Consider the following 25,682-nt stretch of genomic DNA (forward strand, 5'->3'; position numbering starts at 1 on the left):
GTGACGGCGTCGTCCAACCCCTGCGGCCCGGCGCTGTTGCGCTGGTCTGCGCAAGGGGGTCCGGACACCTGGACCAAGCTGGCTGTCGCTTACAGCGCCGGTGCCGATTCCACCGCGCTGCTGGTGGCGGCCCACGCGCTCTGGCCGGGGCGCGTGGTGGCCCTTCACGTGCATCATGGCTTGCAGGCTGCGGCAGATGCCTTCGAAACCACGGCAAGGACCACTTGTGATCGTCTGGGTGTGCCATTGCATCTGGCGCATGTCCGTGCCAGGCCTGCGCGAGGCCAGAGCCCGGAGGACGCTGCGCGCCTTTATCGTTACCGTGCACTGGCGGATCTGGCCAAGTCCGCAGGTGCAGGTTTGGTGCTGCTGGCCCACCACGCCGACGACCAGGCCGAGACCCTGATGCTGGCGCTCAGCCGCGGCGGCGGCCTGCCGGGGCTGGCAGCCATGCCCGATCACTTCGAGCGCCACGGCATGCGTTTTGCCCGTCCCTTGCTGGAGATTCCCGCCGGTGCTCTGCGGGCCTGGGTCGAATGCAGTGGGGAGCCTTTTGCCGACGACCCGAGCAATGCCGACTTGCGTTTCACGCGCAATCGCATTCGCAAGACCTTGTTGCCCGCATGGGAGGCCTGCTTCCCGGGTTTTCGCCTCATGCTTGCTCGCAGTGCGCGCCATGCCGCGCAGGCCCAGCAGTTGCTGGACGACCTGGCGCGCATCGATCTGGCAGCGGTGGGTGAGCCTCCCTCCATTACCGGTTTGCAGGTGCTCAGCCGGGAGCGCCAAGCCAACGTTTTGCGCCACTGGTTGCGGTCTGGTTGGGGAGTGGTGCCCACCACGGCCCAGATGGAGCAGGTGCTGAACCAGGTGACGGCCTGCCTGACGCGGGGGCATCGCATCGAACTCAAGGTGGCCGACGGGACCCTGCGCCGGGACGGTGGGCATCTGACGTTCGGCCGGCCGACCAGGGCCGCGCCGATATAATTCCAAGGCTTTGCCGGAAGCATCCGGCGGCCCGGCTGGTTCCGGCACCGGCCCAGCGCGACCAACACCCGCGTGGTCACTCCAACGATCCTCTTCCGATCCAACCCGATGGCTTTGATTGTTCACAAGTACGGCGGCACCTCCATGGGTTCCACCGAGCGCATCCGCAACGTGGCCCGGCGTGTCGCCAAGTGGCACAAGGCTGGTCACCAGATGGTGGTGGTGCCCAGCGCCATGAGCGGCGAAACCAACCGCCTGTTGGCCCTGGCCAAGGAACTGCAACCCGCCCAGCTCGGAAAGGCCTATGGCCGCGAGCTGGACATGCTGGCCGCCACCGGCGAGCAGGCCTCTTCGGCCCTGCTGGCGATCGCCTTGCAGGCCGAAGGCATCGACGCCGTCAGCTACGCCGGCTGGCAGGTGCCGATCAAGACCAACGACGCCTATACCAAGGCGCGCATCGAATCCATCGACGATGTCCGCGTGCGCGCCGACCTGGCCGCCGGCAAGGTCGTCATCGTGACTGGCTTCCAGGGTGTGGACCCCGATGGCAACATCACCACGCTCGGCCGCGGCGGCAGCGACACCTCGGCCGTGGCCGTGGCCGCTGCAATGAAGGCCGCCGAATGCCTGATCTATACCGACGTGGACGGCGTCTACACGACCGACCCGCGCGTGGTGCCTGAAGCGCGGCGCCTGGAGCGCGTGAGCTTCGAGGAAATGCTCGAAATGGCCAGCATGGGCTCCAAGGTGCTGCAGATCCGCTCGGTGGAATTTGCTGGCAAGTACAAGGTGCCGCTGCGCGTGCTGTCCAGCTTCACGCCCTGGGACATCGACCTGAACGAAGAAGCCAGCTCTGGCACCCTGATCACTTTTGAGGAAGACGAAGATATGGAACGAGCCGTTGTTTCCGGCATTGCCTTCAACCGCGACGAAGCGAAGGTTTCCGTGCTGGGCGTGCCCGACAAGCCGGGCATCGCCTACCAGATCCTGGGGGCTGTGGCCGAGGCCAATGTCGAGGTGGACGTGATCATCCAGAACCTCAGCAAGGACGGCAAGACCGACTTCTCCTTCACCGTGCATCGCAACGACTTCCAGAAGACGCTGGACCTGCTCAAGGGCAAGGTGCTGCCGGCCCTGGGCGCGGCCGACGTGGTGGGCGACAACCGCATCTGCAAGGTGTCCATCGTCGGCATCGGCATGCGCAGCCACGTGGGGGTGGCCAGCCGCATGTTCAAGTGTCTGAGCGACGAGGGCATCAACATCCAGATGATCTCGACTTCCGAGATCAAGACCTCGGTCGTGATCGACGAGAAGTACATGGAACTGGCTGTGCGCGCGCTGCACCGCGAGTTCGATCTGGATCAGACGGCTGATACGATTTCGAAGTGAAGCCGCAAGCCAATGGCCGCCCCGGAAACGGGGATGACTTGAGGCATAATACGCGGCTCTGGAGTGATGACCGAGTGGCCGAAGGTGCTCCCCTGCTAAGGGAGTATGGGGTGTAGAGCCTCATCGAGGGTTCGAATCCCTCTCACTCCGCCAGTAAGACAAGGCTCCCACGCAAGTGGGGGCCTTTTGTCTTTCTGGACCCAGTGTTTTCGCGGGTTTGCGGACGGTGGCTTTTTCTCTGTGGTTTCTCTCGCTGCTGCTTTTCTGGCCTTTGCCGCGGGCCATTCTCTAACGCAGCTTTTTGGCAGTGAGGCTTTTGTCAAACTGCACTCCAGCTCAATCAGCGCAGGGATTTGATCGGCATGCCGCTGAGCGATCTCGCCAGACCATTTGAGATGTATGGCGAATAGCTTTGTTGAGGAGGGGAGGGTAGTCCGGTCCGCAGCGCTTGCCTTCTGTCGCAGACAGAAACTGGATTCACAGTGCCAGGCACGAAGCCGCCATACTCTCTTAGCAGCGCGGCAGCATCAATGGCCGGTATCGAGGGAGCTGCAGTCATGGCAGCAAGCCAGGGCACAGGTTACCCCGCCAACTCTTCAGCAGATCAAAGGAGCGATTTCACGCTGTCGACCCCCTACAGTCCTTCGACAGGATCCGCAAAGCGGTCCCTCAGGGCAAGGGAAAGGGCTTCAGCGGACTGGAGTTGTCTGCCGCCTTGCTACACTGTGCATCTAAAGTTGGTACCGCTCCACCGCACTGCTCGTGTCACTCGGTACAAGTGACAAGCGAGCAAGTACGGCAGAGGTGCCACATGAATCCAAACCTGTTGGCCTGGCTGCTCGTTGCAACCAGCGTTATCGCAGAAGTTGTCGGAACGGTCGCGCTCAAGTACTCCGATGGCTTCTCCAAACTCTTCCCATCTGCCACAGCGGCTGCTTGTTACGCGCTTGCAATCTGGCTCATGGCTGCTTCTATGCGGCACCTCGACATGGGAATCACTTACGCGGTCTGGGCCTCAAGCGGTACTGCAGCAACTGCTCTGGTCGGAGTCGCGGTCTTCGGGGAGCAACTGGGCATCGTCAAGGCGCTGGGCCTGGTCTGCGTAGTTGGCGGCGTCGTCATGCTCAATCTCGGCAACCAGCAATGACGCCTGACCTTCGCTCGAGCCGCTCGGCTCGAACGTTGAACGTCCGCTTCAAAAGTATTCGACAGCCTGCTCTTAGTCGACGGCTGTCTTTACAGCCTATTGCCGGTACTTCTTGGGAATAGGGTGCGTGCGACAGTCGAAGGGGCCGTCAGATCCGCTTCCACGAATGCGGGTCTGGAAGAACTCGCGCTTTGAGCTGGCCTGAAGAAGACCTTGAACAGTTGAAGCGTCGATCTCGCAGTAGTGGTAGTGCGTGGCCTTCAGCCGAATGACCATGTACCGCTCTGCTTTGTCGTAACAGATCCTCGAAACGTCGCTGCTCTCGCTAACCGCTGTGCAGGCGAACGAGTCCAATGCCACTGTACCGTGGTACTTCACTTGAACCGTCTCGGCCGTGGCGAGCTGGCATACGAACACCAGCGCTGAAAGAATGACGATCTTCAAAGTGCCCTCCAAATCCCTGACATGTTTTCAAGCTTGCCGCAGCGTCTGCCGGCCGTGGCGAGTGTACTGTCGCCCGACAGCAATGTGGTCCTGCCAGGATCAGGCACCCACAGCCGTTCGGTGTGGGCATCGCACCATTGCCGTGCCAACGCACACAGTCCCTGATTCACGACTGCCGTCGCGTTGCGCAGGCGGACCAGCATCCGGTGTGACCCACGACCGGCCAACGTACCCAACAGCTTGTCGCAGCGCAACAGCGCGGCGGTGGGCGTCGGCAATGCAGCGATAGCCGTCGTATGACATCGGTGCTGCATGTCTGCTTCCTTGCACGAAGCTGTTATCAATTCATCCGCTATGCCGCTGGTTCCCGAACGATCGTGGAGGCTGTTCTGTCATCCATCCTGCGTGTTCATAGTTGGCGACGAATCAAAATTCCGCCCCGTCATTCTCCAGGGTTGACGGACTTCTCTCGTTTACCGTGGTATGGCTGGTGGGGGCAGGTCAAGTTCGATTAACATCCTCGAATCTGAGAACCATAGGGATAGAGAGAGATGCGTGGATCTGAATTTGAAAAGCGGGTGGCTCAGCGCGATCACCTTTCGGCAGTCGACGTGCTTGGCACATTTGATTTTAGCACCGCGGTAATCCACTTAAAATCACTTGTCGCCGCAGACTTAGACCGCGCAAGAACAGCACTTAATGAATTCAAGCCTGAATGGAATGATGGTAAGCCAAATCTGATGGCGGGGCAGCAATTCGCCGCTATAGCAAAGGCACAGCCTTTGGTCGTGCACGAGTACACCCATTTCGTCGATGCCACCTCTACGCTATGGGGCTTGCGACATCTGCTGATAATGAGCAAGGCTTATAGCTCCATAAATCGTGATGAGGGAAACTATTACAAGGCCAGGGAGTTTTCCGACCATGCACGAAACATCAGGCTACCGAACTATTATACCGTTTTGTACAAAGCCCACGAAGGTCGGCCATGGCAATCAAAAATAACAATTGGCCGAACATTTGATGCCAGGGGAAGGATATCAAGTCGGCCTATTTTGTTCTCTCAATTTCGCAATTCAGACGAGCAATTAATGGTGCGATCGCCGGTGTCAACCGTGTCGATATTGGAGGCCTCGGCAATGGCGCAAGAGATAATGAGTGTCTCCCGTCTACTCCAGTTGACCGATCCGGAATACAGAATAGTTGAGGACCGAGAGTTTCATCACAAGACGATGCAATTTCTCTACTCAAAAAATTTCACCGAATACTCCGTATGCGTGCATATCCTTGCAAACAAACTTGGGTGCAAGGATGCACTTGTGGCTTTCGCGCTATGTTCGCGATTGACGCGCGTAGCATTAAACATACCAGAGGTCATATTCGACAAACTCGCTGAAATCTGTCCAATCGAGGAGGTGTTGAATATTCCCATTCAACATGAGTTTTCTAAAGCAATTAGAGATGGACTCAAGAGTCGTGATCTCGGAATAATCTACTACCTGCTATGCAACGCACTTCCAGAGAATGTCATTGAAAGCGAAAGGCATGCCACCACTGCAATTGCAGCTGCTTTGAATGCGCTTGGCACTTCAGAGGACGAATTATCTGTTGCGGCACAAGCCGAAGCTGATTTTTTGCTCAGATCGCTCGATGAGACCGATATTGAACACATAAAGATATTGGCGCGCTCTGGTTATGCGAATTTCAAAACCATTGGCTTTCAATCCGCGGAATTGGATTTTCGCCAGCTAAATCTGCCTCCCGCATTATTAGGAGATGACACTATTGTAAATGTCTTTGCTGGGGACAAAAACTCCCTATCGACCTTCGATATAGAAGGCTGCTTCTTTGAGCTAGACGACGGTATGTCCTGGGTCACGCGATTCTCCGAGGCTTGTCTCTAGTCCATTTGTACTGATCTGTAACTGAACGACCGCTGAAGGCCGACGCTACCGTTCGGATCAACGCACTCTAGTGACTCACTTCAGCCTGGGATCGCCAAAGGATACGAAAGACGCTTGCGCAACGGTGGCGGTCGTCCGACGGTAAGGGCGGAACTCACGGCGCTGGCTCCTAGGCGTTCATTGAGGCACCCTGACCTGCAGGGTCGCACGTGACGATAGGGGTGAATATCCTCGGCTGGAGCGCAAAACGCCCGTTAGACTTCCGTGATCTTTCCTCGGCTACCTTAAATTTTCAGAAGATCCACTGGTACCACCGCCGTAATAGAAAAGCTTGTTTTCCGTTGGATGAGTCTCGCGCTTAACAACACCGACCTTTTCCAAGCGCTCGCCGAACTTGGAAACCTTCTGCACGTAGCAGCCAACATCATCGGCAATCTGTCTTGCAAAAACTTGGTCTTCGCGAGCTGCCGAACGTATGGAACCGATGATCTTGGTTTCTTCTTCGGTGTACTGAAGTCTCGAATCAGCCGATTGTTGGCTGACCAGATCTGCTCTGTCTCTCGGACAAAACATCAACTGTGTGCCTGCAACTATGAGCTCGCTTTCAGCGTATACCGTGCCGCATTGCGGACACCGGAACGTCGCTTCTGGAGTCACTCCGAAGTACTTCTCAAATCGGGTAAGCGCATCGTCATACGCAAACCGCTGCTGCCTTATCACGTTTTTGTCCGTCGTAAATCCGAGGTTGTTCTCCTCGCACACGCCAAAGTCAAAGCAGTACAAGTTCCGGGATGACCGCTCCTTTTTCGTGGTGCGTCCTTTTGTTAACAAATGGACCAGAAAGAACATGTTCAACATCGACAGCATTTGCTCGTTCCGAACTAAGATCAGAAAATGACTTGCTGCCACGTCAGGCACCTTTGTCTTTTCTGCCTGCGCACGCATCAGCAACGAGTTCCACATGTCTTCGTGAAACGACGGAATCGCAACGCCATCTCTCGCTGCGCCTAGAAGCTGGTTCAGGTACGCTGTTGACGCATATCGGATTCCAAAGCTGATGTCAGATTTCCGAATCTTACGCGCACTACCTTGTCGCGATCGACTCCAACTCTGCTTCAGCACAATACCAAGAGTTCGCGGCACCCCCATCGCAGACTTGCTCAGAAGGGCGTATGTCTCTCCGGGTTCCTCAAAGATCTCCTCGGGTGGAGGACAGGAGTAGGCAGAAAGACGAGAGCGAACAATCTTTTCTGAGTAATCCGCCAATCCTTCCATTGCATCGTTAAGCGAATGGGATCTTTCGACAAATGCATCGAGGTCCAGTGAAAGCTCAAATAAGTCACGCTGCAAAATGATGGCACTTCCTAGGGCGTACTTGTCAGTGATGGCGCTCAGCTTGATGAAAACCCCAGCGTGTGAGCCCAACAGCTTCTTCAAAAGAGTTGAAAATCGGCGCTGCAAGTCCGTTGAGAGTGCGGAGAACTCATCTATGAATAAGTACGTTGCAGATATCCCTGCCTTCTCTCGCAAATCTCCAAGAATGCGAAGGATGTCGGCAACAGTGAGTCGATAGCTGGTTCGCGTGCTGTATGAGCGCTCGTTTGCACGTGACTCGATACGCCCCTCGTTCAGCTTTGCTGTGATTGATGGGTCACCGTCACTGAGTTTTGCTCCGAGCTCAGCGCTATTTGTCTGCGTCGACCCGGACGACTCCTTAACATCGACCGCGGAGGACCGGTCAATCACTCGCGGTAGGCCCTCACGCAAAAGTCTTGCGATGCCATCGAGAACACCCCTTACTTCGGCGACTTGGTTGCTCTCGGCTGCCCTGAACAATTTGGAGAAGTATCCTGGTTCTTGAGCCAATGCAGGCCAGAAACGAGTAAGCTGCTCCGTAATAGCATCGCAGACATCACTAACAAACGCATGCTCAAATGCTACAAAGTCTGTATCAGCAACATCTTCGATGTATTGGCACTTACTCAGATCCACATAGATGCCTAGCGTCCTTTGCTTGGGAGCGATGTGTTCCGGATGATCGTGCCGCCAGGATTGCATACAGCCCACAAACGCCCGGTACAAGAGGGTCGTCTTGCCAGTCCCACGTCGGCCGACGATCAGCTGGTCGGTGTCGGACAGCACCTCTGGGATGAGGCCAAAGTAATCTACGTAGTATTTCGCGAGAAGACCCAGCCGATCTGTATCGTTCAGCGATATGTAGTCGGTGCGGAGCATGGAGTTGAATGCTTCCGTTATCTTGGCGTCGGCGTAGGCAATCATCTGGGCATAAAGTTAGTGGTCAATTCACTGGAAGCATCACAGCGGAGTGCCTCAGTAGGAATTAGGCCATTGTCGTTCAATTTGTGACCCCCTCTGTTCGGGGTGACCCCGCATGAGCTGGACTTGCTTTGGTGCCATCCGCTCCACGCCAGTAATTCGCCGCAGTGAGGCGACATCGCGTGATGTACGCGAGCTTTAACACCGAGAGTTGCCCTGGGCATTCAGACGCCGCTTCCCGTGGCGCCCTAACCGCGACCGCATGGGGTCGAGGGTCGCACTTCGCAGCGGATGGGGGCCACCGTTAGCCAGCCGAGGCATGTCGACATGCTTCCGCGCCCATTGAAGACTGGTTTTGAATCAAAGACGGGCCCACGCCGGGGACGCCGGCCAATGTCGGGTATCGGCAACCGTCGACAGTGGGCAGCCAAACCGCATCGTCAGCAATCAGCCTTGAACCGCCATCCTGATGCCAAGGACGGACGTGAGTGTAGCGAGTGCCGTCTTTCGGCCACCAACCTCGCTCCCTCTTTTAGCCATAAGCCAGCCATTGGTTTGCTTGAAAATTGGCCAGGCGAGCGGCTAATCTAAGGGTCGCAGTGCTAAGGGTCGAAGTGGAGTTGGCTCTGACCAGCGTCAAATCAAGCGGGCGTGGTTCGTCTAGAGCGCAATCGTCCGTTTTCCTTGTCATGGATCCACCGATCGGGTACAAGCCAAGGGAGTAAGTAACTTGGGAGGAGAGCGTTTCATGGAACCATTGAGCGTCGCAACAGCAGTTCTGGCTGTGATTACGCCCTATCTCACGAAAGCAGGAGACGGGGTACTTGAAGAGTTGGGCAAGCAGGGCTTGGCGAAGGCGCAGGCCGTCTTCCAGGCACTGACGGCGCGCTGGCATAACAAACCCAAGGCACTGCAACGATTGAAGGCCTATGCTGGAGATCCGGTCCTCGGCCGAGAGGGCCTGCTGGCGGCACTGCGGACCGAAATCGACGACGATGATGACTTTGCTGCCGCCTTGAAGGCCCTGCTAGAAGGCTTACTCCAGCCTGAGGCCTTCATCCGTCAGCAGGTGGGCCAGCACGGCGAAGCTTTGGCCGCCGACATTCTCAATTTCCGCGGCGGCAGCCTCGATGTCGAACAGGTCGGCGCGGACAATGCCAAGCTTATCGGGATCAGGGTGGACAACTTCGGCGGTCATTGACTTGACTTCTCCTGGCAGCTCCGAACTCACACCGCGGCCCGAGCTCGACTTTGCCCTTAGAAGCTGGCTTCGCGAGGGCCAACAATTGATGCTGGTAGAAGGGCCGCCAGGTTCCGGCAAGACGGCCTGGGCGGAGATGCTCGGCGCGGCCGGAGACTTACGCAATCCAGACGGAACGGCGCTCGCACGGCTAATGGCGCTGCATCACTGCCGGCGCAATGACGAGCGGTCAGCCGACGGGGTACTCTTTCTGCAGAATCTGTTCAACCAGTTCGCTAGCCGTGAGCCCCGTTTCAGCGAGGCATTCGCCAGGCACAGCGCCGGCAAGCGAAACTACCAGATCCACGTTAACCAGGATTTGCGCGGATCGAGCGGCGCTACGGCCGTTGGCATGCAGATCCAAGTCCTGAACCTCCAGGGTCTCTCGGTGGCTGAACTGCTGGCCGACTTGCTCGCTCCGCTGGACGACCTGCTGGCCGATCCTGGGCCGGACTGGCTGGTGCTGGTTGATGCGCCCGACGAACCAGCCAATTCTGAGCTAGCCGAGCTGCTAACCTCGTTAGGCGATATGCCGCGGCGTCTTCGCTGGCTCATTACCGCCCGGCCTGGGGCGGCGTTTTCGAGGCGCCTTCCGGAGTCGCTCACTAGCCGTCTCGACCTGCGCACGCTGGACTGCGACAACAGATCGCTTGAAGCCTTTATACAGCAGCGAGCCCGAGCTTGCGGCCTACTTGATCGGCTGGATCCCTCCTTGTCTGCCGCCGTCTTCTTGGCGACGGTGGCCCAACGGATGCAGGGTAGTTTCCTGGCCGCCCGTTGCTCTGTTGATGCGCTTGCTGCGAACCCAGGCGTCCTGGACAAGACTGCGCTTGAGCGCCTGCCAACTGAGCTGACGCAGCACTACCGTGACTACCTCCGACGCTTGCCCTCGCATCTACTGGACACATGGCCCGACGGTTGCGGACCGCTGCTGGGTAGCCTTGCCGCAGCGCGAGCGCCACTGGCTGAGGAAGAACTGGCTGCTGTCACCAGGCTGCGCGCCAGCCTTGTTCGCTACGTCCTCTCGCGTCTCAAAGGCTATCTACAGGGGGACGCCAGCGGCTGGCGACTCTTCCATGCGAGTTTTGCGGAGTTCCTTCTCGACAGTAGCGCGGCCGAAGAGTTCTGGTGCCCTGAAGTGGAGCAGCACGAGCGTTTTGCCGACTGGATCCTCAGCGTAGGGAATTGGGCGGCGGTGCCAGCCTACGGACTCACGAATTTCGTTAGCCACACGCTTTCAGGCGAACACCAGCCCCAGCGTGAGCGGCTGGAGCGCGCCTGTGAGCCTGGTTTTGTCGCGGCGCGGTTGGCGCGGGCGGAAGCCGCATTTAGCATTGCCTCTGACTTCAGACAGGCGCTGAGCGCTCTGAGTAAGCGAGAGAACGTCGGCCAGACGCTCTTTCTGACTCTGCTGCTCGCGCTGTGGCAAGACTGCGCTGGCTCGGTCGCTGCCACGCCATCAACCGCACTGCTCGCCTGCCTAGGCCGTATCGAACAGGCCACGGCGCTGGCACTGCGGCAGGAGGCGGCTGGTCATAGTGAACATTCCGAATCCGAGCATGCCCGTGCTAGCTTTGCCGCACGTCTGGTTTCCATCGGTGAGGCGGATGCTGCGATCTGCTTTGCGCTTCAGGCCGAGGGGAAAGGTGACACCCACGCACCACGCGCTGTGCTGGAGGCTCTAGCGATCTGTTCGCCAACTCGCGCGTTGACCTTTATCAACAAGGCTTGGCCGTTCCGCCAGCCGCTGCCCTCCTTGAGCGCTGCAGCCTGCCGCGGGCTGGCCGTCGTGCCCGAGGGCGTCGCCATTGCACTGGCCCGCCGGCATCCCCACGATTCATCTGCCTTGATCGCTATCGCTGAAGCTTGCGCTGAGCACGATCTAGAGCGGGCGTTAGCTCTCGTTCGCCAGGCCGGCTTCGATGCAGAGTGGCTGGGTGGCGAACATCTGGCCATGGAGCCTAGGCTAGTCGTCTGCCGAGTGCTGATCGCCCATGCCCGCCGCCATCCGGCCCTGTCTCAGCAGGTTTGGCGACGAGCGTGCGAGGTGCTGCCCGGAGCCTGGCCGGGACCCTATGGCTTCCTCCTTGCCGCTGCACTGGCCGTTGGAGACGGTGGGCTGGCCGAACCGGCCTACAAGCGTCTAAGCCTGTATGAATTCGGTGTCGCAAGGCGAATCGCCGCAGCTTGGATTGATGCGCAGAGCGGTTCAGAGCTGCTCAATGGACTTGCGGAACTGGAGGATTTTCAACACCAAAGGGATGTGGGAATAGTTGACCCCAGCCTGCACGTAGCGATGCAGATGCTCGCGATGATTGAGCCTGAAACTCTGCCCCGTTCAGGCAAAGTCTTCGAGGCGATGAAGAAAATTGGCGACGCTCTGCTTCAGTCACTGGGCCAGCAAGAGCGGATTCCGGAAAGGCATGCAGATGGCGCTCGTGTGCTAGGGCGCTTCTTTGGCTGGCTCGGGTTGGACTTTGCGCAGCAGTTGCGGCATTTTGGAGAGGCACATTGGCCGAACTCTGGGTGGCGCCCTGAGTTCGCCGAGGGCCTTTCGCTTAGTTTGGCCCATCAGAGTGTAGATGCATACTTAGACGCTTTCGCGAATGCCTTCCCCGAAACTCGGTGGGAAGGAGCGGCAATCCTTGCCGTAGACATACTCGCCCGTCGTGATCCGCAGGCGGTGCTGCGCTTTATTGACAGCGTGCCAGCGAAGTATTCAGGTACGCGTGCCGAACTGGTGGGTGTCACCGCCATCGCATTCCGGCAGACCGGGCAAAACAAACTGCTGCGCGAACTGCCATCCCGGCTCAGCGCCTATGCCGAAGGCGCGGTCTTCCAGGATATTGCGACTCGGCTGCGAGTGGCTTTGGACGATGCAGATGATTTATCCGACTCCGTCCCGTTGGCGCTTGCCCTGAAGAACGCCCAAGCCGCAATTGCCGACGGCAATGCCTCGGGCTTGGAGCAGGCCGCCGAGGAAGTTGAGGCTTTTACGCTGTCGGTCGGCCAACGCTACCGGGGCCAGACGCTATGGCCCGAATACATTCGTAGGCTCCTAGCTAAGGCCATCGCACCTCAAGATCCGGCACGCGCTCTTTCGCTACTACTACCAAAGGCGAGTCTGGAAGAAATGCGAACCATGGCGCGTGAAGTTCGCGCCCGGCTCATCACGGGCACGGAAAGTGAACTCGCCTCGGCAGTACAAATAATCGCCTTTGACGCCGGATCCAGTATGCACGACGGCACTTGGACGTTGCAACTCGTTTTGGCCTTCGCCCTCGAAACGCCGGAGGGTAAGCGCAGCAACTTCCTGAAAGCACTCAACGCCTCGGCCAAGCTCAAGTTAATCGTGACCGAAGCGATCGAAGCCATTGCTGATCCGCGCCGCGGCTTGGAGCGTCTATCTAGCCGATCGGGCGAATTTTACAAAGATTGGATCGCCGCGCATGCACTGGCAGCGCTGTGCCGGACAGAGGCTCCTTCGGCTTTCGAGCTACTCGCGAGCCTCGATGTTGGCAGCTTCGCCGAACAATCTCTGCTTAATGTAATCGCCGAGAACTGGCCGCTTGAATCGTGGCGCGCAGGCATTACCCTTGTTCTGACATGGGCCGATCCAGCACGCCATGGCAAGGCCTTCAGGGTCGGCCGTTTCCTCGAAAAGCTACTAGCCCGCGCTGGCACTATCGAGCTTGCCGAAACGCTAGACGCATTGGACTGGATCATCGCCGCAACTGAGCCTGACACGCTTCACCGCAGCCATGTCCAGAGAGTCATCATCAAAGCAGTCTGTGAGGTGAATCACATCTCTTCGCAGCATTGGACAATGCTGGTTGGCGAAGCCGTCGCGATTAGGGACATTGCCCCTCGGTCTGACGCTCTCGAAAGCCTACTGGCCGCATTGCCGCGTCTGCCGCCAGAAGACCGCACCTACTGCACGAGCATCACGCTCGCAGCTTTCGGCCATGGGCCTCCAAAGCCGGTGCTGCAATGCGCCGATGCGTTAATCTACGCAGCGCTAGCTGCAGAGCCTGCATTGAAAGGCCAAGGAGAATCTATGAGTGAACGCTTGGCGATGCTGATTGCAGAGTTGCAGAGTAGCTTTCTCGCCGTGGCCCGATGATGTGGTTTGTTCGCCCTTTTTTGTACATGTCGTGCTATTGGCAGTAGGAGTTGCACCCTGGAAGGTGCGGCAGACGATGATCGACCATTGCTTTGCAACTAGGGACTGGACGTCCAAAGACCTCCAATTGCAGTGGCCGCATAGGCGACTGCTTCTTGGCGTCCGAATTGGAAAGACGAATGACGCTGACTGGTCGAAAAGTAGATGTTGCACTACTGGCAGCGAACGACCGCAACCAGCCTGAAGCCGCCACGCCAGAGGACGGGAGTACAGCGATAGAGAATGGTCATCTACAGGCACTGCAGAACCGTCACGGCAAATAGCAGACCGTTACAGGTTGGTTGGCTCAACTGCCCCACCGATTAAATGCCCTTGGGGTGAACGACATTACGGGGCTGGCCAGACACGAATGACTCGACATTTCCAATGAGCTGATCGGCCAGCGCCTGGATGGCCTCTTCGCTGGCCCATGCCACATGGGGCGTGAGAATGAAGTCGGGTCGATCCAGCAGGGCCATGAACGGGTGATCGGGCGGTGGGGGCTCCACGGAAGTAACGTCAAAGGCCGCTCCCGAAATCTCGCCGGCGTTGAGCGCCGGGCCCACGGCAGCTTCGTCCACCAGACCACCACGGCCGGTGTTGATGAGCAGGGGACGGCGCTTCATCAATGCAAATTCTGGTGTGGAGATCATGTGGCGCGTGCGCTCATTGAGCGGACAGTGCAGCGTGAGAACGTCGGCCTCCCCCAGCAACTGCTCGAAAGGCGTGTAAAGGCGCCCCTGACCTGTGCGCCCCTTGTGCCCCGAAAACAGCACGCGCATGCCCAGCGCACGACCGATGGCAGCGACCGACTGGCCGAGTTCACCGTCGCCGATGATGCCCAGCGTGGATCCCGCCAGATCACGGATGGGGTGGTCGAAGAAGCAGAACTGCCCGGCGGCCTGCCAGCGCCCAGAGCGTACCGCATCGCGGTAGGCGCAGACGCTGCGCCGCAGGGCAAAGATCAGGGCGAACGTGTGCTCGGGTACGGTACGGATGGCATAGCCGCGAATATTGCTGACCACGATGCCACGGGCAGCGCATGCGGCCAGATCGATGTTGTCGGTGCCGGTGGCGGCTACAGCGATGAGCTTCAGGCGCGGGGCCTGCGCCAGCACGGCAGCGGGCAGCTTGACCTTGTTGACGATGACGATGTCGGCCTGCGCGATGCGCTCGGCCACCTGCTCGGCACTGGTGCGATCGTGCGCCTCCCAGGTGTGCTCAAAGTCGGGGCGCCGCAGCTGCGTCTGAGGCGAGAGGGTTTCGTGATCGAGAAAGACGATATGCATGATGATGGAATGCGTTGTGTGTCAGGCTTGGAGCAGGCGTCGTGCTTCTGTGGCTACCGCTTCGGCGGTGATGCCGAATAGCTTGTAGAGGGCGTCCGCCGGGCCGGAAGCGCCAAAGCCCTTCATGCCCACGAATCCCCCCCGCGCGCCAAGGTATGCATCCCAGCCAAAGCGACCGGCGGCTTCCACGGCGACCCTCACGCCGTCGCCCAACACCAGCTGGCGGTAGTCCCCTGGCTGTTCATCAAACAGCTCCCAGCAAGGCATTGAGACCACGGCGGTACCCACACCTTCGCTTTCGAGCAGGTCGCGCGCCTGGACGGCGAGTGCCACTTCGGAGCCGGTGGCCAGCAGGGTGACCTGCCGTGGACCCGCCGAGGCCTCGTGCAACACGTAGCCGCCACGGGCGCAACGGTTGTCCGGCGTGTGCTCCGAGCGAACCAGCGGCAGGCTCTGGCGAGCAAAAACAAGGCTCACGGGTCCGGCCCGGTGGGCCAGCGCCAGTGCCCAGCATTCGGCTGCTTCGACCGCATCGGCCGGCCGCATGACCCACATGTTGGGCATGGCGCGCAGCGAGGCCAGGATTTCCACTGGCTGGTGGGTAGGGCCGTTCTTGCCAATGCCGATCGAGTCGTGGCTGAAGACAAACTTCACCGGCAGTCCCATCAGCGCGGCCATGCGCATGGCGGGGCGCTCGTAGTCGGCAAAGGCAAGGTACGTGACGCTCAACGGAATGACGCCGCCATGGGCCGCCATGCCGTTGGCCATGGAGCCCATGACGTGTTCGCGCACACCGCAGTGCACGTAGGCACCCGCGCGGTCGGTGGCGGTGAACGCTTGCAGGCTGCGCTTGTGGCTGGTGGGTGCCTCCAGGTCGGCGCACCCGACGATGCGTTCGGGCAGCACGGGGGCGAGCAGGTCATTGATCTCGCCGGACAGAAAGATGCCACTGGGCACCGTTGGCGCCTCGTGGGCTCGCCGCTTGTAGTCGAGCAGCACATCCTGCCAGCCGGCAGGCAGTTCCCCGCGCATCACGCGTTCAAACTCGGCTCGCTCGGCCGCGGGCAGTGTGGCCAGACGCTCCTGCCAGGCCTGGTACTCGGGCAGGCTGCGGCGGCCAGCTTCGCGCCACGCGGTCAGGATGTCAGCGGGCACCTCAAACGGTGAGTGCGGCCAGTTCAGCAGGGCACGAGCCTCCTGGGCGTCCTGCTCGAACAGACGCGCACTGTGTCCGCCGCGCTGACCCTGCACGCGGGGAATGCCCTTCCCGATCACGGTGCGACACGCCAGCAGTGAGGGACGCGGATCGGCCTTGGCCTGAGCCAGGGCTGCCGAGACGGCTTCAAGATCGTGGCCATCGAGCTCCTGCACATGCCAGTTGGCCACGCGAAAGCGCTCGGCGACGTTTTCGCTGATCGACAGCGAAGTGGGGCCGTCGTCGGTGATGAGGTTGTCGTCCCACAGCAGCATCAGCTTGCCCAGTTGCAGATGACCGGCCAGCGAGATCATTTCCTGCCCCACGCCCTCCTGCAGGCAGCCATCGCCCACGAAAGCGTAGGTGAAGTGGTCCACCAGACCGGTGCCGAAGCGGGCGTTCAGATAGGCTTCCGCCACCGCCATGCCCAGTGCGTTCGCAATGCCCTGACCGAGGGGGCCCGTGGTGACTTCTATGCCCGCTGCCGGGTTGTATTCCGGGTGGCCTTCGCAAACCGCCCCCAGTTCGCGAAAACGCTGAATTTCCGTCAGGGGCACGGCGTCGTAGCCACTGAGGTGCAGCAGCGAATACAGCAGCATGGACCCGTGACCGTTCGACAGGACCACCCGGTCGCGGTCCCACCAAGTGGGGTCGGCGGGGTTGTACTTGAGGTAGTTGACGTAAAGCGCGGTCGCGATTTCGGCCATACCCAAGGGTACGCCCTGGTGCCCTTCGGTGGCTTTGACGATCGCGTCAATCGACAGGAAACGGATGGCGTGCGCCAGGGGCTGCAACGGATGGGCTGGCATGTTGATGGCGCTTGACCCGCAGGCCCGCGCTTGTCTCCGGTTTGTTGAAAGAACCCGGATTCTTCGAGGGGTCGTCAGTTGAAGACAAGCGACAAATATTCAGCCATGCATGAAAACGACTCATGCATAAGCCCTGGGCCGCGCTTTACCGACCGGCGTTGCCCTGTGCTTCCTGGCGCATCCAGTCGAGAAAGGCCTTGACCTCCGGGCGCGCCGCATGGCGTGCCGGATACACCAGAAAGTGCCCCTGCACCTCCAGCACCATGTCTTGGCCGAAGACCGGTTGCAGGCGTCCAGTGGCGATCAGCGACTGGCCCAGCGTGGCGCTTTCCAGGGCCACGCCCAGCGACTGCACCGCTGCGTCCAGACTCATCATGGCGCGGTCAAAGCGCAAAGCGATCCGGTCCGGTCGCTCGGCCGGGTGGAAGCGGGCAAACCAGTCGGCCCACTGCGCCACGTTGACCACCGACTGGATCAACGGCGCACGCAACAGATCTTCCACGTTGTGAAGGGTGTGCTCGCGGATGAAGGCAGGGCTGGCCAGCGGCATGACCTTCTCCATGAACACAGGCTCCACCTCCAGGTGTGGCCAGTTCGGCAGCCCGTATCGGATGTCGACGTCCACCAGCCCGAGCTGGAAATCCGAGTGGATGTGCGAGGCCGACAGCGACAAGGCGATGTGGGGAAAGGCCCGGCGGAACCGAGCGATGCGCGGCATGAGCCACAGGCTGGCAAAACTCGGGCTGCAGTGCAGGTGCAGCGTGTCCTGCATGCCGTGGCGAAGGGCTTCGGTGGCGGTGTTGATGGCGCCCAGCGCGTTCGCCACCCGCTGCAGGTAGCTGTGTCCAGCTGGTGTGAGCTCGACGCCGCGGGCTGAGCGTTCGAACAGGCGCACACCCAGCAGGCCCTCCAGTTTGGCCAGCTGGTGGCTCACGGCCGAGGGTGTCAGGTGCAGTTCTTGGGCCGCTAGGGCAAAGCTGCGGCGGCGGGCGATGGCTTCAAAGGCCTGCAGGGCGCTCAGAGGCGGAATCATGGATGAGCATCATTCATTTATTGCGATGCAACATGAATGAATTTGCATCATGGATGAGTTTATATCGTTTGTTTTCAGTCTCCCGGGCTCCCAGAATCCGCTCCGTCGTCAACACAGCAAACCATCAGGAGACATCAGCATGCTGCTCAAAGACAAGGTCGCGGTCATCACTGGCGGTGCCGGCCTCAATGGCCTCGGATTCGCCACCGCCCGCATGATGGCCAACCAGGGCGCCAAAGTCGTGATCCTCGACCTGGAAGTCGCCAACCCGGCGGACGCCGCCGCCCAGCTGGGCCCGGACCACCTGGGCCTGGTGGCCAACGTCACCGACAAGGCCTCCTGCGAGGCAGCCGTCGAGCAGATCAAGGCGAAATACGGCCGCATCGACGTGCTGGTGAACAACGCCGGCATCACCCAGCCGGTCAAGTTCCTGGACATCACCGGCGCCGACTACGACCGCATCCTGGACGTGAGCCTGCGCGGCACGCTGTACGCCTCGCAGGCGGTACTGCCCGTCATGCAGTCACAAAACAGCGGTTCCATCGTCTGTATTTCCTCGGTGTCGGCCCAGCGCGGTGGCGGCATTCTGGGTGGCCCTCATTACTCGGCCGCCAAGGCGGGTGTGCTGGGCCTGGCCCGTGCCATGGCCCGCGAGTTCGGCGGCCAGAACATTCGCGTCAACTGCGTGACGCCCGGGCTGATTGCCACCGACATCAACAAGGGAAAGATTCCCGAAGACAAGCGCCAGACCATCCTGGACGGCATTCCGCTGGGTCGCATTGGTGAGCCTAACGACGTGGCCGGTTGCGTGGTCTTCCTGGCCAGCGACCTGTCCAAGTACTGCACCGGCGTCACGCTGGATGTCAACGGCGGCATGCTGATCCACTGAGTTCATCGTTCGGGCCGTTGAGGCCCCAAACCACCGTGGCCTGAAGGCCACCCCATAACCAGGAGACAAAGATGACATTTCCCAACGCGCTGCGCCGCAGCCTGATCGCCGCCGCCGCCCTGAGCATCAGCGGCGCCGCCTTTGCACAGGCCGCCGTCAAGTTGACGCTCGGCCACGGTAACCCGGTTGGTAGTCCTCGCCACACGGCGGCGGTGAAGTTCGCCGATGAAGCGAAGGCCCGCTCCGGCGGTCGTATCGAAGTGACCGTGGCGCCCTCGGCCCAGCTGGGTGACGACGCGGCCATGGTGACCGCGCTGCGCACGGGCGCGCTGGACATGTCGGCCAACTCGCAAGGCGCGTTGGCCAACACCGTGCCCGAGTACGCCGCGTTTGGCCTGCCTTTCCTGTTCAACGACCTCCCTCAGGCCTGGAAGATCATGGACGGTCCTGTGGGCAAGGCACTGGCTGACAAGACCGCCGAGAAGGGCATGGTCGTGCTGGGCTACTGGGACAACGGCATCCGCCACATGAGCAACAGCAAACGTCCGCTGCTCAAGCCCGAAGACCTCAAGGGCCTGAAGATGCGTACCCCGCCGGATGCGGTGACCGTGGACATCATGCAGGCGCTGGGTGCCGAAGCCCAGCAGATCAAGTTCTCCGAGCTGTATGTGGCGCTGCAGCAGGGTGTGGTGGACGGTCAGGAAAACCCGCTGACCAACATCCACTCGGCCAAGCTGTACGAGGTGCAGAAGTACGTGTCGCTGACCGGGCACAAGTACGAAATGACGCCGTTCCTGATGAGCAAGCGCACCTGGGATCGCCTCTCTGACGCCGACCGCAAGGCAGTGCAGGAAGCCGCCAGTGCGGCCACGGCATTGCAGCGCAAGCTGTCCAAGGAGAGCGACGACAGCCTGGTGGCCGAGCTCAAGGCCAAGGGCACCCAGGTGGACGTGGTGGACAAGTCGGCGTTCCAGAAGGCAACCGCCTCGGTGGTGGGCAAGTGGGAAGGCAGCCCGATCGGTCCCTTCGTGAAGCAGGTGGTGGCCGCATCGCGCGCGCAGTGAGCGTGATGCGCTGACCATGGCGCTGCCGCTGTGCGGTGGCGCCCTTTTTCCCGTTCCAGGAGTTTTCTGATGTCACCAGCCCAACACGGCTTGGTGGACAGGGTGATTGCCGCCGTTTGCCAAGCCATTCTCTGGCTGACCACGACCGTGATCTTCCTGATCCTCTCGGCCAACACGCTGCTTCGCTACAGCACCGGTTCTAGTCTGCAGTGGGCCAATGAGGTGCCTGAACTGCTGTTCCCCTGGCTGGTCATGTCCGGCGTGGTACTGGCTGCCCAGCACGGCTCGCATATCGCCACCACTTTCCTGATGGAGTCGCTGCCACCGGCTGCCCGACGCTGGTTGTCTGCCGCCGGCTGGCTGGTCGTGACAGCGCTGTATGGGACCTTGGCCAAGGCGACCTACAGCCTGTTGGAAATCGTGCACGACGAGAAGTCCGCCATCTTGCAAGTGCCGTCCTCGGTCACCTATGGCTGCGTCATGGGGGCCATGACCCTGTTGGCCCTGCTGGCCCTGCGCTCGGCTTGGCGCAGTGCCTGGTACGGGCCGCAGGCTCCGGCCAACGTGGACCCAGCCGCCGCTCCCTCGGCGGCGCAGGGATGACCATCGACCACAACCTCATCCGGAGACCTTCATGAGCGCTCTGATCCTGCTGGTGTTCATTGCCGGCGCGGTGGCGGCCATCCCCATTGCCCATGCCCTGCTGTTGGCCGCGCTGGCCGCAGCGGCTTCATCCGACCGCATTCCGCTGGACCTGCTGGTGCAGCAGATGGTGTCCCAGGTGCAAAGCTTCCCGCTGATCGCCATCCCCTTCTTCATGCTCACCGGCGCCTTGATGATGGGTGGCCGTCTGGGAGAAGCGTTGATCGGTGTGCTGTCGGCCACCGTCGGGCGCTGGCATGGCGGTCCGGCACAGGTCAACGTGCTGTCCTCCACGCTGTTCGGTGGTGTTTCAGGTTCGGCGGTGGCCGATGCCTCGGCCATCGGATCGCTGGTCATGCCCTGGCACCGCAAGTTGGGATATCCGCTGCCGTTCTCGGCAGCGTCCCTGGCTTCTGCCGCCACGATCGACATCATCATCCCGCCGTCGATTCCGTTGATCCTGTACGCGCTGTCGTCCAACACGTCGATCGCGGCGCTGTTTTTCGCTGGCATCCTGCCCGGGCTGCTGCTGTGCGGCGGCTTCATGTTCGCCTGCTGGTGGGTGGGCAAGCGCAAGAACCTGCCGCGCGAAACCGCGGTGGCGGACAAGGCGCAGATGCGGCGCAACCTGCTGCTGGCCTCGCCGGCTGTGCTCCTGCCGGTGCTGATCGTCGTGTTCCTGCGCTTCGGCATTGCCACGCCTACCGAGGTGGCTGTGCTCTCGGCGCTCTACGCGGGTGGCGTGTCGGCCTTGCTGTATCGCGACCTGACGCTCAAGCGCCTGCACGCCGCCATCGTGGAGGCCGGCATTGCCAGCGGCGTGGTGCTGCTGGTGATCATGGCGTCGGCCGCTATCGGCTGGCTTTTGACCTTTGACCAATTGCCTCAGGGCGTCGTGGCCTGGGTCACGCAGAACGTGTCGTCCGAGTGGATGGTCATCCTGCTCATGAATCTGATGATGCTCTTCGTGGGCATGTTTATCGACTTGCCGGCCGCTGTGCTGCTGCTCACCCCTGTGTTCCTGCCATTGGCCCAGAGCGTGGGCATGGACCAGGTGCAGCTGGGAATCATGATGGTCGTCAACCTGGCGATTGGTCTTTACACGCCGCCGGTGGGCACCACGCTGTTCATCACCAGTTCGCTGGCCAAGGTCAAGGTGGGGCAGACCGTGCGCGCCATGGGGCCGTTCTATCTGGTGGCCTTTGGCGTGCTGATCCTCGTGTCGTACGTGCCGGCCGTGATCCTCAAGTGACCGGGAACCGCAATTAACTGGAGTTTGAACATGACCGTCAGTCAAGAGAAGCTGGCCGAGATTGCACGCTGTGCGTGGCGCATCCGCCGATATGCCGTACGCATGGGTGAAGTACAAGGCCAAGGCTATGTTGGGCAAGCCCTGGGCTACGCCGATGTGCTGGCTGCGGCCTACGGCCACGCCTTACATTTCCGCCCCGATGACCCACAGTGGGATGGACGCGATCGGTTCCTGCTTTCGCACGGGCATTACGCAATCGCCTTCTATGCCGCGCTGATCGAGGCCGGTATCGTGCCCGAATCGGAGCTGGAGAGTTACGGCAGCGACGACAGCCGCCTGCCCATGTCGGGCATGGCGACCTACACGCCAGGCATGGAAATGTCGGGCGGGTCCCTGGGGCAGGGGCTGCCCATTGCCGTGGGCATGGCGCTGGGCCTGCGTCACCGGGGCAACCCGGCTTTTGTCTACAACTCCATGTCGGATGGCGAACTGGACGAAGGTTCGACCTGGGAAGCCGCGATGTCCGCGAGTCATAACGCCCTGGGCAATCTGATCTGCATCGTGGACATCAACAACCAGCAGGCCGACGGACCCTCGACCAAGGTCATGGGTTTTGAGCCGCTGACCGACAAGTTCGCGTCCTTCGGCTGGCACGTGCAGCGGGTGGACGGCAATCACCTGCCCGCCGTGGTGCGCGCGTTTGACACGGCACGCCAGCTGCCCGAATCGCGTCCACGCGTCATCCTGTGCGACACGCTGATGGGCAAGGGCATCCCGTTCCTGGAAGCGCGCGAGAAGAACCACTTCATCCGCGTCGATCCGCCCGAGTGGCAGCAAGCGCTGGCCATCCTGGACGCCAACCGCCCCTGAGGAAACATGCCATGAACACTGTGACCGAAAAGAAACCCCGGCTGACCACATCGGCCATGATCGCGTCCATCGCTTCCGAGGGGCAGCGCGTCAAGGCTGCCCCGTTCGGCAAGGCTCTGGTCGAATACGCGGCCAGCCACCCCGAGGTGGTGGGCATGACCGCCGACCTGGCCAAGTACACCGACCTGCACCTGTTCGGGCAGGCCTATCCCGACCGCTTCTTCCAGATGGGCATGGCCGAGCAGCTGCTCATGGGCGCCGCCGGCGGTATGGCCAAGGTCGGCCTGGTGCCCTTTGCCACCACTTATGCGGTATTCGGTACACGCCGTGCCTACGACTTCATCCATCAGGTCATTGCCGAGGAAAACCTCAACGTCAAGATCTGCTGCGCACTGCCGGGCCTGACCACTGGCTACGGCCCCAGCCACCAGGCCACCGAGGATCTAGCCATGATGCGCGCCATTCCCGGGCTGACCGTGGTCGACCCCTGCGATGCGCTGGACATCGAGCAGGCCGTGCCGCAGATTGCAGCCCACAACGGACCGGTGTACATGCGATTGTTGCGCGGCAACGTGCCGCTGGTGCTGGACGAGTACGACTACCGGTTTGAACTCGGTAAAGCCAAACTTCTCCGGGATGGGGCGGATGTGCTGGTCATTTCCAGCGGATTCATGACCATGCGCACCCTGGAGGTGGCCAAACAACTTGAAGCTGACAACGTCAAGGTGGCTGTCCTGCATTGCCCCACGATCAAGCCACTGGACGAGGCCACGATCTTGCGCGAGGTGGGCAAGCCCGGTCGCCTGGTGGTGGTGGCCGAGAACCATTCCACAGTGGGAGGACTCGGTGAAGCTGTGGCGGCATTACTGCTGCGCGAAGGCGTGGTGCCCAACCGCTTCCGTCAGCTGGCCTTGCCCGATGCGTTCCTGGACGCCGGCGCTCTGCCCACCCTGCACGAGCGGTACGGTATTTCGGCGGAGCGAATGTCTGCGTCGATCAAGGCCTGGCTGGCCTGACCCCATGCTGGGCAGCGTCGCCTTACTGAACGACCCTCGCGCCCTGCTGCGCCACCTGTACGACGTGGCGGTGCAACGCGCGCTGCCGCTGCACAACACCGCTGCCCACCTGCCGGCGCCGCCGAAGGGGCGCACGCTGGTGCTGGGCGCGGGCAAGGCGGGCGGCGCCATGGCGCACGCGGTGGAGGCTCTGTGGCCGAAGGATGTGTCGCTGTCGGGTCTGGTGGTCACGCGCTACGGCCACACGCCGCCGCGACCGCGAGGTCTGGCTCAACGCATCGAGGTGGTCGAGGCGGCGCACCCGGTGCCCGACGCGGCCGGCCTCGACGCCGCGCAGCGCATGCTGGAGCTGACGCAGGGTCTGACCGAGGATGACCTGGTGCTCTTCCTGATTTCGGGCGGTGGCTCCTCGCTGCTGACCCTGCCGTGCGAAGGCCTGACGCTGGCCGACAAGCAGCGCATCAACCGGCAGCTGCTGGACAGCGGCGCGCACATCGGCGAAATGAATGCTGTGCGCAAGCACCTCTCGCGCATCAAGGGCGGGCGCCTGGCGGCGGCCTGCGCACCGGCGCGCGTGGTCACGCTGACCATCAGCGACGTGCCGGGCGACGACGTGAGCGTGATCGCCAGCGGGCCGACGGTGGCCGACGCGACGACCTGTGCCGACGCGCTGGACATCCTGCGCCGGTACGGCATCGACGTGCCGCCGGCCGTGCGTGCGCAGTTGGAAAACGGGGCGCTGGAAACACCCAAGCCCGGCGACCCGCGCCTGGCGCGCTGCGAGACGCACCTGATCGCCACGCCGCAGCAGAGCCTGGAGGCTGCGGCCGAGGCCGCGCGCGCCCTCGGTTTGCAGGCCTACATCCTCAGCGACGAGATCGAAGGCGAGTCGCGCGAAGTGGGCAAGGTGCACGCGGCGCTGGCGCGCTCGGCTGCGCTGGGCCGCAGCAGCTTTGAGGTGCCCTGCGTCATCCTCAGCGGCGGTGAGACCACGGTGACGGTGCGCCCGCGCGTCGAGGGTCAGCCCAAAGGGCGCGGAGGCCGGGCCGGCGAGTTCTGCATGGGCCTGGCGCAGGCGCTGGGCGGTCAGGCGAACGTCTGGGCGCTGGCTGCCGACACCGACGGCATCGACGGTGTGGAAGACAACGCCGGCGCGATGGTGACGCCCGACACGCTGGCGCGCGCTGCATCAAAAGGGCTGAAGCTGACCGAGCACCTGGCGCGCAACGACGCCTATGGTTTCTTCAAACCGCTGGGCGATCTGGTCATCACCGGCCCGACGCACACCAATGTCAACGATTTCCGAGCGATCTTGATCGAGTAGCGCAGCATCGCACTGCGTTTCCATCTGGCAGGGCGGACACATCAGATCGCGCGCATTTGACTGGGGCGAAGCTAAAGACTTACCGCACACCGGTCCTGTGAACGTCATAAGCACCTAAAAGGACAACACACAAGCATGACAAAGATCCGTGGTTCGGCCTTTGTCCGGCTGAACTGTCGTGCCAGCGCGTACCTTCTGATCTACAGGGGTCCAAAGACGCCTGGCCACTGACCATGTATCAGGTCGAACGACAGCTTCCGGTTGCAGCAGCCACTCAGGTCTGCCCTCCCGAATGGCTCAAATCAGCCTTATCCTGCCTCACGGATGTGATGTCGTTCCAAGCCGAAATCGCATGCCGCTAGAGTGATTTCAACCTCTCCCTCGAAAAGAGGTCCGGTCGCAAAAAGCCTGATGTCACGCCCACAGCGCAGTTGCTCAAGGTCGCACGACGTGGTTAAAACCTTGAGATCGATTTCAGACAGGCCACGCGCGTCGGGTAGAGCACCCATCGACGCCTCCATTCTTGATCAGTGATTTGGGTGACCGTCACTGACCCATCAGCGTTCATCGACATGAAGGCCTGGATGAACCGCCCCGGGAATCGTGGAGGCCGGGTGGTTTAAGTCAGGCCACCACCATGGAGACCTGACTGGCGAGTTGCCGGTAGTAGTTTGCCTCAGCCTCGGCTGGCGGGATGTAGCCGATGGGTTCGAGCAGCCGGTGGTGGTTGAACCATGACACCCATTCGAGGG

Annotated in this window: 18 protein-coding genes, 1 tRNA gene and 1 pseudogene; 14 read left to right on the plus strand and 6 right to left on the minus strand. The window is 61.1% G+C overall.

From position 1 onward, the window contains the following. The 4 genes from tilS (at position 1) to ACFOPI_RS18650 (ending at position 3,520) form a co-directional block, all read left to right on the plus strand. Entirely contained in the window at positions 1 to 984 is a 984-nt protein-coding gene (tilS, locus tag ACFOPI_RS18635) for a tRNA lysidine(34) synthetase TilS (RefSeq protein WP_382177133.1), read from the plus strand. A 108-nt stretch (positions 985 to 1,092) separates the two neighbouring features. After that, positions 1,093 to 2,373, plus strand: coding sequence for an aspartate kinase (locus ACFOPI_RS18640; protein WP_382177136.1), 1,281 nt, complete (start codon positions 1,093 to 1,095; stop codon positions 2,371 to 2,373). Between the two features lie 60 nt (positions 2,374 to 2,433). Further along, positions 2,434 to 2,526: transfer RNA gene (locus tag ACFOPI_RS18645), tRNA-Ser, on the plus strand. A 658-nt stretch (positions 2,527 to 3,184) separates the two neighbouring features. Next, on the plus strand, positions 3,185 to 3,520 hold the full coding sequence (locus tag ACFOPI_RS18650; RefSeq protein WP_382177139.1) for a DMT family transporter: 336 nt from the start codon (positions 3,185 to 3,187) through the stop codon (positions 3,518 to 3,520). 96 nt (positions 3,521 to 3,616) lie between these two features. On the opposite strand, the gene ACFOPI_RS18655 is transcribed toward ACFOPI_RS18650, so the two are convergent. Next, positions 3,617 to 3,964 carry a KTSC domain-containing protein gene (locus tag ACFOPI_RS18655; protein WP_382177141.1) on the minus strand — a complete coding sequence of 116 codons (348 nt, stop codon included), beginning with the start codon at positions 3,962 to 3,964 and terminating at the stop codon, positions 3,617 to 3,619. Positions 3,965 to 4,515: 551 nt separating this feature from the next. Between ACFOPI_RS18655 and ACFOPI_RS18660 the strand changes: the two genes are divergently transcribed. Continuing rightward, positions 4,516 to 5,868, plus strand: a complete 1,353-nt coding sequence (locus ACFOPI_RS18660; RefSeq protein ID WP_382177144.1) for a hypothetical protein — start codon at positions 4,516 to 4,518, stop codon at positions 5,866 to 5,868. Positions 5,869 to 6,147: 279 nt separating this feature from the next. Here ACFOPI_RS18660 and ACFOPI_RS18665 read toward each other — a convergent pair whose 3' ends face one another. After that, positions 6,148 to 8,148, minus strand: coding sequence for an ORC-CDC6 family AAA ATPase (locus ACFOPI_RS18665; RefSeq protein WP_382177147.1), 2,001 nt, complete (start codon positions 8,146 to 8,148; stop codon positions 6,148 to 6,150). 745 nt (positions 8,149 to 8,893) lie between these two features. Between ACFOPI_RS18665 and ACFOPI_RS18670 the strand changes: the two genes are divergently transcribed. Then, positions 8,894 to 9,346 carry a hypothetical protein gene (locus ACFOPI_RS18670; protein WP_382177150.1) on the plus strand — a complete coding sequence of 151 codons (453 nt, stop codon included), beginning with the start codon at positions 8,894 to 8,896 and terminating at the stop codon, positions 9,344 to 9,346. A gap of 1 nt (position 9,347) precedes the next feature. Next, entirely contained in the window at positions 9,348 to 13,508 is a 4,161-nt protein-coding gene (locus ACFOPI_RS18675; RefSeq protein WP_382177153.1) for a hypothetical protein, read from the plus strand. A 362-nt stretch (positions 13,509 to 13,870) separates the two neighbouring features. Here ACFOPI_RS18675 and ACFOPI_RS18680 read toward each other — a convergent pair whose 3' ends face one another. The 3 genes from ACFOPI_RS18680 to ACFOPI_RS18690 all read right to left on the minus strand — a co-directional run bounded on the left by ACFOPI_RS18680 (position 13,871) and on the right by ACFOPI_RS18690 (position 17,873). Next, positions 13,871 to 14,836 (minus strand): D-2-hydroxyacid dehydrogenase, encoded by a 966-nt coding sequence (locus tag ACFOPI_RS18680; protein ID WP_382177156.1) that lies wholly within the window; start codon positions 14,834 to 14,836, stop codon positions 13,871 to 13,873. A 21-nt stretch (positions 14,837 to 14,857) separates the two neighbouring features. Next, positions 14,858 to 16,840 (minus strand): transketolase, encoded by a 1,983-nt coding sequence (tkt, locus tag ACFOPI_RS18685; protein ID WP_382177159.1) that lies wholly within the window; start codon positions 16,838 to 16,840, stop codon positions 14,858 to 14,860. 145 nt (positions 16,841 to 16,985) lie between these two features. Further along, positions 16,986 to 17,873 (minus strand): LysR substrate-binding domain-containing protein, encoded by an 888-nt coding sequence (locus tag ACFOPI_RS18690; protein WP_382177162.1) that lies wholly within the window; start codon positions 17,871 to 17,873, stop codon positions 16,986 to 16,988. A 139-nt stretch (positions 17,874 to 18,012) separates the two neighbouring features. Between ACFOPI_RS18690 and ACFOPI_RS18695 the strand changes: the two genes are divergently transcribed. From ACFOPI_RS18695 to ACFOPI_RS18725, 7 genes are all read left to right on the plus strand, one after another. Further along, the gene (locus ACFOPI_RS18695; protein ID WP_382177165.1) at positions 18,013 to 18,762 is read left to right on the plus strand and encodes an SDR family NAD(P)-dependent oxidoreductase; all 750 of its coding nucleotides are present in this window, start codon (positions 18,013 to 18,015) and stop codon (positions 18,760 to 18,762) included. Between the two features lie 71 nt (positions 18,763 to 18,833). Continuing rightward, positions 18,834 to 19,826: a TRAP transporter substrate-binding protein gene (locus ACFOPI_RS18700; protein ID WP_382177168.1), complete on the plus strand. Its 993-nt coding sequence runs from the start codon at positions 18,834 to 18,836 to the stop codon at positions 19,824 to 19,826. A gap of 69 nt (positions 19,827 to 19,895) precedes the next feature. Further along, positions 19,896 to 20,429, plus strand: coding sequence for a TRAP transporter small permease (locus ACFOPI_RS18705; RefSeq protein ID WP_382177170.1), 534 nt, complete (start codon positions 19,896 to 19,898; stop codon positions 20,427 to 20,429). A 31-nt stretch (positions 20,430 to 20,460) separates the two neighbouring features. After that, positions 20,461 to 21,720: a TRAP transporter large permease gene (locus ACFOPI_RS18710; RefSeq protein ID WP_382177173.1), complete on the plus strand. Its 1,260-nt coding sequence runs from the start codon at positions 20,461 to 20,463 to the stop codon at positions 21,718 to 21,720. Positions 21,721 to 21,750: 30 nt separating this feature from the next. Further along, the gene (locus tag ACFOPI_RS18715) at positions 21,751 to 22,590 is read left to right on the plus strand and encodes a transketolase (RefSeq protein WP_382177175.1); all 840 of its coding nucleotides are present in this window, start codon (positions 21,751 to 21,753) and stop codon (positions 22,588 to 22,590) included. An 11-nt stretch (positions 22,591 to 22,601) separates the two neighbouring features. Continuing rightward, entirely contained in the window at positions 22,602 to 23,606 is a 1,005-nt protein-coding gene (locus tag ACFOPI_RS18720; RefSeq protein ID WP_382177178.1) for a transketolase family protein, read from the plus strand. 4 nt (positions 23,607 to 23,610) lie between these two features. Next, a complete protein-coding gene (locus ACFOPI_RS18725; RefSeq protein WP_382177181.1) occupies positions 23,611 to 24,930 on the plus strand; it encodes a glycerate kinase type-2 family protein in 1,320 nt (439 codons plus the stop codon). Between the two features lie 624 nt (positions 24,931 to 25,554). Here ACFOPI_RS18725 and ACFOPI_RS18730 read toward each other — a convergent pair. After that, positions 25,555 to 25,682: pseudogene (locus ACFOPI_RS18730) on the minus strand (IS3 family transposase); the annotation flags it as partial.

Origin of the sequence: Hydrogenophaga luteola (assembly GCF_042648585.1) — a bacterium.
GTDB lineage: Bacteria > Pseudomonadota > Gammaproteobacteria > Burkholderiales > Burkholderiaceae_C > Hydrogenophaga > Hydrogenophaga luteola.

Excerpts from the sequence above, each read along its gene's own strand:
- ACFOPI_RS18640 (WP_382177136.1), top strand. The coding sequence starts at position 1,093 with ATGGCTTTGATTGTTCACAAGTACGGCGGCACCTCCATGGGTTCCACC.
- ACFOPI_RS18650 (WP_382177139.1), top strand. The coding sequence starts at position 3,185 with ATGAATCCAAACCTGTTGGCCTGGCTGCTCGTTGCAACCAGCGTTATC.
- ACFOPI_RS18660 (WP_382177144.1), top strand. The coding sequence starts at position 4,516 with ATGCGTGGATCTGAATTTGAAAAGCGGGTGGCTCAGCGCGATCACCTT.
- ACFOPI_RS18665 (WP_382177147.1), bottom strand. The coding sequence starts at position 8,148 with ATGATTGCCTACGCCGACGCCAAGATAACGGAAGCATTCAACTCCATG.
- ACFOPI_RS18670 (WP_382177150.1), top strand. The coding sequence starts at position 8,894 with ATGGAACCATTGAGCGTCGCAACAGCAGTTCTGGCTGTGATTACGCCC.
- ACFOPI_RS18680 (WP_382177156.1), bottom strand. The coding sequence starts at position 14,836 with ATGCATATCGTCTTTCTCGATCACGAAACCCTCTCGCCTCAGACGCAG.
- tkt (WP_382177159.1), bottom strand. The coding sequence starts at position 16,840 with ATGCCAGCCCATCCGTTGCAGCCCCTGGCGCACGCCATCCGTTTCCTG.
- ACFOPI_RS18690 (WP_382177162.1), bottom strand. The coding sequence starts at position 17,873 with ATGATTCCGCCTCTGAGCGCCCTGCAGGCCTTTGAAGCCATCGCCCGC.
- ACFOPI_RS18695 (WP_382177165.1), top strand. The coding sequence starts at position 18,013 with ATGCTGCTCAAAGACAAGGTCGCGGTCATCACTGGCGGTGCCGGCCTC.
- ACFOPI_RS18700 (WP_382177168.1), top strand. The coding sequence starts at position 18,834 with ATGACATTTCCCAACGCGCTGCGCCGCAGCCTGATCGCCGCCGCCGCC.
- ACFOPI_RS18705 (WP_382177170.1), top strand. The coding sequence starts at position 19,896 with ATGTCACCAGCCCAACACGGCTTGGTGGACAGGGTGATTGCCGCCGTT.
- ACFOPI_RS18710 (WP_382177173.1), top strand. The coding sequence starts at position 20,461 with ATGAGCGCTCTGATCCTGCTGGTGTTCATTGCCGGCGCGGTGGCGGCC.
- ACFOPI_RS18715 (WP_382177175.1), top strand. The coding sequence starts at position 21,751 with ATGACCGTCAGTCAAGAGAAGCTGGCCGAGATTGCACGCTGTGCGTGG.
- ACFOPI_RS18720 (WP_382177178.1), top strand. The coding sequence starts at position 22,602 with ATGAACACTGTGACCGAAAAGAAACCCCGGCTGACCACATCGGCCATG.
- ACFOPI_RS18725 (WP_382177181.1), top strand. The coding sequence starts at position 23,611 with ATGCTGGGCAGCGTCGCCTTACTGAACGACCCTCGCGCCCTGCTGCGC.